The following is a 13,080-nucleotide window of genomic DNA, read 5'->3' as shown; positions in this document are numbered from 1 at the left end:
GCTTAAAGTTGGCTTTTAACGTTATTATCTAAGCGATTCTCATTTGCTTGAAGCTTAACTTGAAACAATTGGGTTTTTTGAATAATGTCGGTTACTTGACGTTGAAATTGAGCTTGATTGTAAGTTGCCCAAGTATTAACAACGTTAAGCACTGTCGAGACGAGAATATCGAAGGCATAATCTGATGGGACGACCGTTGTCATTTGGACGAAGTCGTTTTTGTTATTCAAAGCGACTCTCTCATTTGTGTCCAAACGATCCAACACTTTATCTTTGATTCTTGTGTAACCCAAAATGTCATAAATCGTGCTGATCAGGTTTCTGTTATCGGAGATGTATGTAAGGATCTGTTTGTAACCGGAAGTTGTTTCCGCATCTTCGATTGCCCCCTCTGTATTTAAAGAGGTTAATCCTCTTTTGAGCAGTTCAACAATGTGATTGATCAGCTTATCGGCAAATTGATCGACCATATCGTATTTATCCTTATAGTGAGCGTAATAGGTACTCCGATTAATCTTGGCAATCCTTGTAATCCCAGAAACCGTAATTTGATTAAAACTGTTATCCGACATCAATTGCAAAAATGCTCGTTCAACTTTTTTCTCGGTTGCCCGTGCCGTCTTTGAGTGCGCATTTGTACCCATATATAAAGTCCCCCTGATAGTTGTGCAAAGAGTATTACCCCTTATTACCATTACTATATATACTCCAACAAACTTTATTCTATTTGTTGTAGGCACTAAATCAACTGACGATTTTTTGAATTTGTTAAGGAATAGACAAAATCTTAAAATTGTCTAAATAAGTGGATTGTGGGGGTGAATGGTCATTATTTTTTACAGGGGCTGTCTTGAAAGGGATTGCCTAAAAGTAAGACATGCAGATAATAATAAGTTTGCTTGCGGGTTATTTCGTGATCTTCAAGGAAGTCCCATTCCAATACGTTTAAGATAAGTTCAACTGTCTGAATCACAATCAAGTCGAGAGGAATCGTCATCTTAGATTCATCAAATGAATTGGTGAAGATGCGTTTAACCGTTCTTCTAAAGTAGTCAGTGAAACTCAAAGCAAGCTCATCATTTATTGGATTTTTCCGAACGATTAACTTAATAATTGAGCGGTATTGATCAAAGACGTCGTAAAGGCGATCAAAGCATTCCTCGAAAGTATCTTGGGAAGCAACCACTGTATCAGCTCGAACGCCAGCTTGGGTAAAAATGAGATACCAACAGTAATTTAAAAGGTCATACTTGTCGTCAAAGTAGTTATAAAACGTTGCCCGGGGGTACTCGGACAATCGACAAATTTCGTTAACCGTGATCTTTTCAAATGATTTTTTGGTTATTAGCTGAAACATGGTTGTTGAAAAGGATTTGAGCGTTCTTCTTGAACCCAAAGTTGGCTTTTTGGCTAAATCGTATTTCAAAAAATTCACCTCACAATTCTATGGAAGCAGTTAGATTTTGGTGTATACCGTTTATAAAAAATGGTCTGGGCAAAAATTCACTTTTTGCCCAGACCATATCGTGTTTTATCTCATATTCTGTTTATTGCTAATTCAGAAGGTCGTTCAAAACTTGATGGACAACTCACCATTGTGGTTGATAGTAACCGGATTCATTATTGTTCCCATTACTTCAACTTTAGCATACTATTAGCGCTTGAAAACCAACAGATATAGCGGATCTGTTGGTAATATTTATGCTGCATAACCTTTTGTTTTTCAAAGTGAAATTAAACGGTACAACTTAATAATAAAAAAGCTGGTGAACGACGAGAAAGGAGGGGGCCTTTTCCGTTGTTCACCAGCCGACCAATGCCAGGGGCACTGTTTAACAATACAGATGGGTAATACAATACCTGAACATTGCCAGGCACTACTAATAGAATAGTCGAATCAAATTCAGTTTCAACAAACAAAGATAGCCGTTCTGTTGGGAAAGTGAAGGCAAAACTAATGTCGCAGAAGGGCTTGAAGAAATGTAAAAAAGAATTCAAAATTCCGGATAAAAAATAACGCGATAACCAATCAGTTTTCAATCATCATTAACTAATACTGACGTGATGAGTGATCTGTCAAGGCTTTCAATAGGGACGTCCCAACACTTTGCGACCCTTTGATGGTTTTACCCCAAATGATTCAATGTTAATTTTGAGACGTACAAAAAGTCATAAAAATCTTTAGGGGGGTATTAGTTTATGAATAATGATTCACAAAAAAATCCGAAAGGGGCATTAAACAAGGTGAAGGCATCTAAATTCCCGACTAAGCGAATTGTTGCCACAATTCTGTTTTCTGCTGCTTTAGGTACCATGTCTGCAGTTGGCCCATCACAAGCCAACTTCGGTGGATTCAAAGGGGGGGCAATTACAGCCCTGGCTGATACAGCAATTGATTGGGATCAAGTTGGAACAGTTCAAAATGATCCTCAAAGTGTTAATCCGGGTAATGTAAAAGACAATTTTAGTGCCAATAATATGACCGGCACTAATACAATTACACCTAATGGAACTTCTGTGTTAACTTCCGGTGATAATAATGACGTTGGTTACATGACCAGTAACTACCGACTTGACTTTAATCATGATTTTGAGGTTCAAGGATTTGCTAAGTTCGGTACTAGCTGGAATGATAATCGAGCTGGTGGGGATGCGTTTAACTTCCTGTTTAGTCAGGAAAATCCGAATACATTGAAGCCAGGTTCCGGTGTAGGTGGCCTGCTTGGTATGGCAGGGCTGCACAATGCATTTGGCTTGGTATTTGATGAACACTACAATGAACAAGATGGTGACTTCAAGAATGACTTGGGTATCGTTCTTGCCAATGACTGGAAGAACTTGAACGTCGCTTCATGGCGGACAACTAATTCGGACGGTAACGTTAACTCTAACGCCCGGACGGGTAGCGATGCTGATTCGGGTTCAATGGATCCGATGGCTCAAGTTGTCACGATGAACCCAGCATTGATGGATGGTAAAGAACATGCCTTTACCATTAGCTACAATGCAGGTACGAGTCAGTTAACGATTAGTGTTCCGGATAATACCTACCAAGGGAACTTCTTCAACGGGGTTAACAAACAGTACACTTATCCAAGAACTGGATCAACATCAACCAGCACTTGGACACGAGAGATTAAGAGTTCTGAAAAGCAGACTGGGATGTACCTTTCATTTGCTGGAACTCAGACGCCAAAGGCTTATAACAGCTTTGCTTCTCATGTAACGACTTATGACTTCTTCTCATTCCAGAAATGCCAAGAATATGCACATGACCAAATTAATAAGTTACAATATCTAACTCAAGAAGAGCGCGATAATTACAACAAGAACATTGACGCTGCGACAACGACGGCAACTCTTGATACGATTATTTCAACTGCTAAGGCTCAAGATGATGCTAATAACACCACTTTGAAGACGGCTAAGCAAAACGCTAAGGATACAATTAACGCTTTGAAGAACCTGTCTGATGCCGAGAAGTCAGCATTTAACACTAAAGTGGATAATGCCACGACTCAAGGTGAAATTACGGCGATCGTCAATGAAGCTGTTGCCCAAGATGCAGCCAACAAAGCTAACGGTGGTAATGCCGCTGATCTTCAAGCTGCTAAGGACGCTGCCAATAAAGCTATTGACAGCATGCAATATTTAACTGATGCTCAAAAGACCACATTTAAGGGTCAAGTTAATGCATCAACAACCGCTGCGCAAGTCGTTTCAGCGCTTAATAACGCTGCTGCTCAAGATGCCATTAATAAAGCAAATCAAGATACAAATGATCAAACAGCGTTGGCAAATGCTAAAACTGCTGCTAAGGCCGCAATTGACGCAATGCCGTATCTAACCGCTTCTGACAAAGCAGCATTCAAAACTTCTGTTGAGGCTTCAATGAACGTTGAGGAAGTTTCAACCGCATTGAAGAACGCACAGACTAAAAACGATGCTAATAAGGCAGCCTTAGATAGTGCACGAAGCGACGCTAAAGCGACAATTAACAACTTAAAGAACTTAACTACTGATCAAACCGCATTATTCAACGGCGAAGTTGATGACGCAACGACTCAAGCACAAATTGACCAAGTTGTTAACAACGCCAAAGCCCAAGATGCTTTGAACAAAGCTGCTAACGACAACAGTACCGCTAGCTTGAATGCTGCCAAGACTGCTGCTAAAGCTGCCGTGGATAGCTTACCAAACCTATCATCAACTGAAAAAGCCAAGTTTGACGCTGCAATTGATGCCGCTACTACGGTTCCCGAAGTTAAAGCTGCATTAGCTGAAGCTCAGGCTCAAGATGCCATCAACGCTGGTAAGAATGATAGTTCAGCTCAGGCATTGAAGAACGCTCAGACGTTAGCTAACGCCGCAATTGATGCCTTACCTCATTTGACCGCTGCTCAAAAAGCTGATTATAAAGCTAAGGTTAACGCTGCAACGACTGTTAGCGGGGTTTCAGATGTCTTACAAGATGCAATTACCGCTGATGGCAAAGCTCAAGATGGGCTAGCCGCTGCTAAGAAGAAAGCTGACAACACCATTGATGCCTTGGATAATCTGACGGCCGCTCAAAAGTCAGCCTTTAAAGCGCAAGTTGATGCTGCAACCAGTACCGATGAAATTGATTCAATCGTTGCTAAAGCCAAGGCCCAAGATGCCATTAATAAAGCTAACAATAATGGTAACGACACTAATTTAACAGCCGCTAAGACTGCTGCTAAGGCTTCCATTGATGCAATGCCTTACTTGACTAGTGATCAAAAGACTGCCTACAAGGCCGATGTTGATGCTCAAACCACTGCTGCCGGTATCCAAAACGTTTTGGATCAAGCTCAAGCTCAAAATGATTTGAACAAAGCTAACCAAGATGGCGACGCAACTGCTTTGGCCAACTCCAAGAAGAGTGCTGACGCCGCAATTGACAGCTTACAACATTTGAACGCAGCTGAAAAAGCTGACGCTAAAGCTAACGTTGAGGCTGCTAAGACCGTTGCCGAAGTTCAAAAAGCCTTGGATGATGCCGTTAACCTTGACAAGAGCAAGGTTAGTGATTTAGCTCAAGCCAAGAAAGATGCCATTAAGACGGTTGACGCCTTAACGAATTTGACTGCCGCTCAAAAATCAGCTGCTGAAGATGCCATCAACGCTGCTAACACGCAAGATGAAATTGATGCCGCCGTTAACAGTGCCAAGGCTCAAAATGCCATCAATGCCGGCAATCTTGATTCCGCAAAGGCTTCTGCTAAACAAGCCATTGATAGCTTAACGAACTTGTCTGACGCTCAAAAGTCTAACTATGAAGACTTAGTCGATGCCGCTACAACGGTTTCTGGTGTTCAAGCTGCATTGGATCAAGCTAAAGCCCAAGACGCAGTTGAAGCAGCCAAGAATGATGCTGCTAAGTTACAAGCTGCCAAAGATGCCGCTAATAAAGCAATTGACGGCATGAGTTACTTGACTGACGCTCAAAAGACCCAGTTCAAGACAGACGTTAACTACGCTAAGACAGCTGCTGATGTTCAAAAAGCATTAGACAGTGCAACCGCTCAAAATGCGTTGAACAAGGCTGCTGCTGACAAGACAGATGCTGCTCTTAAAGCAGCTCAGACAGCCGCTAATAACGCTATTGACAACCTGAATTTGACTGATGCTCAAAAGAGTTCATACAAAGATCAGGTTAACTCAGCCAAAACAACTGATGAAGTTGCTGCCGCATTGAAAGATGCCCAAGCTGAGAGTGCTATTAACGACGCTAAGAACGATGCTTCGAAATTAGCTGATGCCAAGAAGGCTGCTAAGGCTGCTGTTGAAACGTTGGATAGCTTAACTGCCGCTCAAAAGAAGAGCTTTGAAGACAAGATTGATGCTGCTAGCGATGCAAGTACCGTTGAATCAATTCTTAACGATGCTAAGACCCAAAACGAGAACAACAAGAACGCCCTTAGTCAAGCTAAAACCGAAGCTAAGAGTAAGGTTGCTCAAATGGGCAGCTTAAGTGACAGTCAAAAGACGGATTATCAAAACCAGATTGACGCTGCTACGAACACTGACCAAATCAATGCAATTGTTAAGAATGCAACGGCTCAAAATGCCATTGAAGCTGCTAAGACAGATTCTTCTAAATTAGCTGACGCCAAGACGGCTGCCAAAGATGCAATTGATTCAATGAGTGACTTAACTGACGCCCAAAAGAACGCATTTAAGAATGCCGTTGATAGTGCCAAGGATGCTGCTGGTGTTCAACAAGTCTTAGACCAAGCTAATGCCCAAAATGACATTAACAAGGCTAACAGCGATAGTTCATCACAAGCTAAATTAGACGCTGCTAAGACGGCTGCTAAGAATTCAATTGACAGCATGGACAGCTTAACTGACGCTCAAAAGACAGCTTACAAGAACGCCGTTGACAGTGCCAAGAGTGCTTCTGATGTTCAAAACGTCTTGAGTCAAGCTAAAGCGCAAAATGATATCAACAAAGCCAAGAGCGATGCTTCCGCATTGGATGATGCCAAAACGTCAGCTAAGACCGCTATTAATAACATGAGCAACTTGACGGATGCTCAAAAGACGGCTTATAAGAATGCCGTTGACAGTGCCAAGAGTGCTTCTGACGTTCAAAAAGCATTGGATCAAGCAAGTGCCCAAGATGCGATTAATAAGGCTCAAAACGATGCAACTGCTTTGAATACTGCTAAGACTAACGCCATTAAAGTTGTTAACGGCTTAGATAACTTAACCCAAGCACAAAAGGATGCTTACATCTCAGCTATTAATAGTGCTACGGATGCGGCAAGCATTCAAAACATTGTTGATCAAGCCAATGCACAAGAATCCATCAACAAAGCAAGTAAGGATGCCAATGACTCTTCGAAGAGTGATTCCGAGAAGGCAGCTTCATTACAAGCTGCTAAGGATGCTGCCAAGAAAGCAATTGACAGCATGAGCGACTTGACTGACTCTCAAAAGACGGATCTTAAGAATGCCATTGATAAAGCAACATCAACTGCTGACATTCAAAAGACATTGGATCAAGCTTACACTCAAAACTTAATCAATAAGTCTAAGAATGACCAGTCATCCTTGCAAGATGCTAAGGATGCGGCCAAGAAGCTGGTCGATGAATTGAACAGCTTAACGCAAGCACAAAAGGACGCTATTAAGAACGCGATTGATAAGGCTTCAAGTTCAAGCGACCTTCAAGATGTCGTTGATAAGGCCATTTCTCAAAATAACAAGAACGAGACTGACATTACCAATTCCAAGAAGACCGCTACCAACACGGTTAATAACTTGACTAACTTGACGACTGATGAAAAGAACGAAATCATCAACCGAATCAACAATGCCAAGAACCAAGATGAAATTGATCAGATTGTTAAGGAAGCTACTGCTCAAGATTCCATTAATAAGGCTGAAAAAGATTCATCAACTACCAATATGACCAACGCCAAGAATGACAGTAAGACCGCAATTGATGGCATGAGCAACTTGACTGATAAACAAAAATCAGATTACAAGAACGCCATTGATAATGCAAAGACTGCCCAAGAAATTCTTGACATTTTGAACCAAGCTAAGGCTCAAGACGCAATCAATAAAGCTAATAGTAATACCTCCGATAGTTCAACGTTAAGTGATGCCAAGACGTCTGCTAAGACTGCAATTGACACCATGACTGACTTAACTCAGGATCAAAAGGATGCTTACGAAAAGGCAATTGACGCTGCTAAGACGGCCAGCGATGTTCAAAAGATTCTTGACGAAGCCAAGACGCAAGCCGCAATTAACAAGGCTAAGAACAATACCAGTGACAGCACGTTACTTGATAATGCGAAGACCCTTGCTAAGAGCGAAATTGACAACTTGAGCAACTTGACTGCTGATCAAAAGAAAGCCTTTGAAGCTGCCATTACAGCCGCTAAGGATGCAACGACGATTCAAAATATTATTGATCAAGCACGGGCTCAGGATGCTATCAATGCTGCTAACAATAGTACTTCTAACACAGATGCCTTGAACACAGCTAAGGATACTGCCAAATCAGCGATTGATAATTTGGCCAACTTAACGCAAGCTCAAAAGGATGCCTTCGAGAAGGCTGTTGATGCCGCAACGAGTGCCAAGGATGTTCAAGCAGCCTTGAATAAAGCAATTGCACAAGATGCAATTAATAAAGCTGCTGCCGACAATTCTTCTAAGGACTCCTTACAAGCTGCCAAAGATGCTGCTAATAGTGCCGTTGATGCTTTGACCAACTTAAAACCGGCTGAAAAGACGGCTGCTAAGAACGCCATTAACGATTCCACGACAGCCGCTGGTGTTCAAAAAGCTTTGAATGATGCGATTGCCCAAGACGCAATTGAAGCTGCTAAGAACAATAACAGTACGACTAACCTTGACGCTGCAAAAGCTGCCGCTAAAGACGTCGTTGCCGGTTTGAACGCATTGACTAACGCTCAAAAGGCCGCTGCCAACAAAGCCATCGACGCCGCAACGGATGGTGCTGGTATTGAAGCCGCATTAAAAGATGCTAAGGATCTTAATACCCAGAACGAAAATGCATTATCTGATGCTAAGACGGCTGCTAAGAAGACAATTGCTGGTTTGGATAGTTTGACTAGTGCGCAACGAGATGCCTTTAACAGCGCTGTTGATGCCGCTACAAATACTGACGAAATCGATGCAGTTGTTGCTCAAGCCAAGGCCCAGGATGCTATTAATGCCGCTAAGAATGATAACAACAATACAGATAAACTTGACGCTGCCAAGACAGCCGCTAAGGATGCCATTAATAAGTTACCTAACTTGACAGACGCGCAAAAGAAGGCCTTCACTGATGCCGTTGACGCTGCTAAGGATGGTGCCGGTGTTCAAAACGCATTGGACCAAGCTAAAGCTCAAGACGCAATCAACAAAGCCAACAATGATACTTCTGACGCTGCTGCATTAGCTGCCGCTAAGACCGCTATTAAGGGTTCAATTGACAGCTTGCCAGCCTTGACTGACGCTGAGAAGACATCATTTAAGAACCAAGTTGACGCTGCTAAGACGATCGATGAAGCCAACGCTGTCTTTGCCGCTGCCAAAGCCCAAAATGCAATCGAAGCTGCTAAGAAGAATCCTTCTGCTGATACTTTGAAGGACGCCAAGACGGCTGCTAAGACCGCAATTAGTGCATTACCATACTTGAGTTCATCAGAAATTGATAACTTCAATAACAGTGTTGATGCTGCTAAGACTATCGAAGGCGTTATCTCAGTCTTGAACCAAGCTCAATTGCAAAATGCAATGAACAAGGCTAATAATGCCGGTGGCGATACTGCTTTGAAGGATGCTCAAACTAGTGGTAAAGCATTTGTTGATGCATTGCCATACTTGAGTTCTGATGAGAAGAGCAGCTTTGACAAGCAAATCGATGCTGCCAAGTCAGTTGCTGACGTTCAAGCAGCTACGACCGCCGCTCAAAAGCAAAATGATCTAAATGGTGCTAACAAGGACAACGCTGATGCATTAGCTGCTGCTAAGAAGACAGCTAAGGAAACCATCAACGGATTGAAGAACTTGACCGATACTCATAAGAGTCAGTACCTGGATCAAGTCGATGCTGCTAAGACTGGCTCAGAGGTATCTGATGCCGTTAATGCTGCCATTGCCCAAGATGCAATTGATGCTGCTGACAAGAACTCTAATGACGATACTCTGAAGGCTGCTAGAGAGGCTGCCGATAAGGCGATCGATCAGTTGAGCAACTTGACGCAGGATCAAAAGGATGACTTTAAGGATAAAGTTGCTGATGCAAAGGATGCTCAAGCAATTAGTGATATTCTCGCTGATGCCGTTAAAGCTAACAACGCACTCAACCCTGATACTTCATTAGCTAAGGCTAAGAGTGATGCTAAGACTGCAATTGACAACTTGACTCATTTGAGTGATGCTGAAAAGACTGCTGCTAAAGCCGCAGTTGATAAAGCAACGACTGTTGATGGCGTTAACGCCGCATTGAAAGACGCTCAAGACCTTGACGCCAAGAACGCCAACAACGGTGGTAACAACAATAATAATGGTGGCAACTCAAATAACGGTGGCGGTTCAAATGGCATCGTTACGCCAAGTTCAAATACCAGTTCAAGTTCAACCAGTTCAAGCGCAACCACGCCTTCATCAACTAGCCAGTCAGGTGCTACTTCAACTTCACAAGAACCATCAACTAGCCAGATTGGTAAAGCCGTCTACGCTACCCAGAAGATCTACATGTACCAGAACCCAACGTTCAAGAAGTCAGAACGGGTTGCTTCATTTGCTAAGAAGCCTCGTCTCAACCGACCAATGTTCGTGGTTACGGGTACCGCTAAGTCTTCAAATGGGGTCGCTCGTTACAAGGTACGTAATGTTGAAACGAACAAGACGGGTTACATTACTGCGAATGCCAACTTTGTAAGTAACGTCTACTATGCCAGCGTTCCTGCAGCTAAGACCGTCACAGTGATTGCTGCTAAGGGAGTCAACGCCTACAAGACGGTTGGCTTGACTGGCAAAGCAAAGCACTACAAGCAAGGAACTGTCTTGAAGGTGACTGGCATTGAGAAGCACAACTTAACCACTCGCTTCAAGTTATCAAATGGTCGCTACATTACGGCTAATAAGAAGCTTGTTATCGGTGGTAAAGCTGCGCAAGCTACGAAAGTTAAGACGAAGAAAGCCATCAAGGTTTACTCAGATGCTAACCTGACGCATGCTAAGAAGACCATCAAGAAGGGTAAGACGATCTCGGTTAAGGGATATGCTTACTCAAGAGCAACTTCAACTAAGAGCTTTGGAACTAAACGTTACCAAGTAAGTGGTGGCTACATTACCGCTAACAGCAAGTACGTTTCAGTTGTAAAGACAACTAGATAAAGCACCTCTCTAATAAGTTGCATAACAAGTTAGTCGAATTGACTAACGGATTCAAAAGGGTCGCCAGAAATGGCGGCTTTTTTGTTAACGACAAAACAGCCACAGCCTAAAATCGCCCCCGTTAGGTTGAATTGCCGGCGACACTTATTAATTACGATAATCGGCCTAATTTCTTGCTTAGATTGACAAATTAAGCTAACTTTAAGTTGAAATGTCAGGGTTTACAATTTGTGGGAGGCCAATTTATGTTGAGTTTAAATTATACACAGCAATTTGCCCTGTGTGTTCTAGGGCAAAAGCCTAAGTTGAATGCGTTTAAGCGAAGAGAAGTTGCTGCTTGCTTACTGTTGGCTGAGGTGGTGGAATTGTTACGGGCCGGCGCAATTCAGTTGAGTGCCGACGATAAAATGCTGGTGGGTCCAGGAGCGGATGCCCCGGCCGATTATCTTAAGCCAATATTAGCCGACATACGGGCGCGAAAGTCCCAGACGGTTAATAGCTACGTCAAAAACGCGGTGCTATCGGTTCGCAAAAAGCGAGTTACGTTATTTGCAGAAGCGTTATGTCAATCGTTAATTAAAATGAATATGTTAGATGAGGATGAGAATAAGTATTACGTCACCCAGACGGTTATTGATCGGGCCTTGACGGAACTTTATCACGACATGACGACTGATAAAGAGCCGCATGAACAAACGGTTATGTTGGCGATGTTGCTGATTAATTCCGGCTTGTTTAAGAGCTACTTTCCAAAGGATGAAGCTGAGCAAATCCGGCTTCGACTGCAGGAAGTTGCTAAGTCTGATCAATATCCATTGATTTCTGATGTTATTAAAAAAATCCATTCGGAGTTGTCGGCAATTATCGCGGCCGTTTCCTTTGCGAGATGACCATCAAATCGGTCAAAAATTAAGCGGGTCAATCGGCGATGCTTAGGTTACAGCATCAGCGATTGACCCGTTTGATTTAATTATAAGGCGGTGATCCTAAGGCTATTGGGCTGGGTACTTTGACTGTAAGGTATTAAGAGCGGTTACGTAGACCATCGTTGGCATTTGGCCGGCTAAAAAAGCTGCTTGGCTGTCTGGATTAACGTTCATAATCGCTAACCAGTCATGTTGGGGTAAGCTGGCTGATTGCTGGAAGTCCCGTAACTTTTGAAGCAACGTTCTTGGTGACAGGCTTAAGAGATAAAGCCGGGTGATTTGTCGCAAAACCGCTTGATAGACCTCCAGAGCTGCCTGTTTGCTCTGATAACTGTCAATCTCTGTTGGCGTAAATTCAACAATATTAAATAGGTAAGCATCCGGCAACTTTAACTTTTGTTGGTAGTCGTGAATCCGATTCAATAACTCTTCAATCGTCATGATAAAACCTCGCATAGATTAGGATTACCTATAATGATAGAACAAGCGCGAAAGGATTACCACAGCCATTAGCCGGCATAGGCCTTTTTAAGGGCTGAAACGTCTTGATCAGCAATTTGTTTACCAACGGGGGTCGGGTTCATGATGCTGGTTTCAGACTCACTGTGGCCAAGCCCTAGCGCATGACCAAGTTCGTGTTCGGCAATTCTAACGCGCTCGGTCTTAGAATAGCGGTGTAGTTTGCAGGTGTCGTCATAAATAACGGCGGTTGCCACTTTTAGTAATGGCAGGTCATTGAGATGCTGTTCGTTGTAAAACGTGGTTGTGCACAACCCGGCATGGTCGATGTTGCCACCGCTTCCCACATCTAGATGAATGTCGGGCTTATGACTAACTGGGCTTAAGGTCACGACGTTATGTTGGTTCCAATTCTTAACGGCTGTCTGCCAGACATCGTGATAATAATCAGAATGCGTGTCAATTCGGTAGTGGATGTTGGTAGTTCGCCAACGATATTTGATTGGCGTGGCAATCTGGTCGGCTTCGCTAATTCGAAAGTGCGGGTCACTTTGCTGAGGTTTAACTGGCGTGGTCGGCTTCTTAGTTGATTTTTTGACTTGTTTCTTGGCTGACTTCTTAGCTTGCTTCTTAGCTGATTTGCGCTTTTTGGTCTTCTTTTTGGCTGACTTTTTCTTAGTTTTGGCATAGCTGGTTTTGACGTGATCGATGAGAAACGCATCGGCAGCGACGACGATTGAAAGGGTCAAGACCATTACTAAAACGATTGCGATTAGGTACTTTACGGCTAATGTCATGG

Annotated in this window: 6 protein-coding genes; 2 read left to right on the top strand and 4 right to left on the bottom strand. The window is 42.9% G+C overall.

Annotated features, from left to right (window positions below; translation table 11 throughout):
- Positions 1-2 precede the first annotated feature (2 nt).
- Both YK48G_RS11070 and YK48G_RS11065 read right to left on the bottom strand, forming a co-directional pair.
- A complete protein-coding gene (locus YK48G_RS11070) occupies positions 3-644 on the bottom strand; it encodes a TetR/AcrR family transcriptional regulator (protein WP_203630778.1) in 642 nt (213 codons plus the stop codon).
- A 185-nt stretch (positions 645-829) separates the two neighbouring features.
- A complete protein-coding gene (locus YK48G_RS11065; protein WP_232365357.1) occupies positions 830-1,426 on the bottom strand; it encodes a TetR/AcrR family transcriptional regulator in 597 nt (198 codons plus the stop codon).
- Positions 1,427-2,199: 773 nt separating this feature from the next.
- Between YK48G_RS11065 and YK48G_RS11060 the strand changes: the two genes are divergently transcribed.
- The gene (locus YK48G_RS11060) at positions 2,200-10,896 is read left to right on the top strand and encodes a DUF5776 domain-containing protein (RefSeq protein WP_203630777.1); all 8,697 of its coding nucleotides are present in this window, start codon (positions 2,200-2,202) and stop codon (positions 10,894-10,896) included.
- Positions 10,897-11,141: 245 nt separating this feature from the next.
- Entirely contained in the window at positions 11,142-11,786 is a 645-nt protein-coding gene (locus YK48G_RS11055; RefSeq protein ID WP_203630776.1) for a GPP34 family phosphoprotein, read from the top strand.
- 102 nt (positions 11,787-11,888) lie between these two features.
- Here the strand turns inward: YK48G_RS11055 and YK48G_RS11050 are convergent, their stop codons facing one another.
- Both YK48G_RS11050 and YK48G_RS11045 read right to left on the bottom strand, forming a co-directional pair.
- Positions 11,889-12,263, bottom strand: coding sequence for a hypothetical protein (locus YK48G_RS11050; protein WP_203630775.1), 375 nt, complete (start codon positions 12,261-12,263; stop codon positions 11,889-11,891).
- Positions 12,264-12,331: 68 nt separating this feature from the next.
- Positions 12,332-13,078 carry a matrixin family metalloprotease gene (locus YK48G_RS11045; RefSeq protein ID WP_203630774.1) on the bottom strand — a complete coding sequence of 249 codons (747 nt, stop codon included), beginning with the start codon at positions 13,076-13,078 and terminating at the stop codon, positions 12,332-12,334.
- Positions 13,079-13,080: the final 2 nt, after the last annotated feature.

Origin of the sequence: Lentilactobacillus fungorum, from assembly GCF_016860605.1 — a bacterium.
In the GTDB taxonomy this organism is placed as follows: domain Bacteria; phylum Bacillota; class Bacilli; order Lactobacillales; family Lactobacillaceae; genus Lentilactobacillus; species Lentilactobacillus fungorum.
This window is presented reverse-complemented; position numbering and strand designations above follow the sequence as displayed.

Excerpts from the sequence above, each read along its gene's own strand:
- YK48G_RS11055 (WP_203630776.1), top strand. The coding sequence starts at position 11,142 with ATGTTGAGTTTAAATTATACACAGCAATTTGCCCTGTGTGTTCTAGGG.
- YK48G_RS11060 (WP_203630777.1), top strand. The coding sequence starts at position 2,200 with ATGAATAATGATTCACAAAAAAATCCGAAAGGGGCATTAAACAAGGTG.
- YK48G_RS11050 (WP_203630775.1), bottom strand. The coding sequence starts at position 12,263 with ATGACGATTGAAGAGTTATTGAATCGGATTCACGACTACCAACAAAAG.
- YK48G_RS11070 (WP_203630778.1), bottom strand. The coding sequence starts at position 644 with ATGGGTACAAATGCGCACTCAAAGACGGCACGGGCAACCGAGAAAAAA.
- YK48G_RS11045 (WP_203630774.1), bottom strand. The coding sequence starts at position 13,078 with ATGACATTAGCCGTAAAGTACCTAATCGCAATCGTTTTAGTAATGGTC.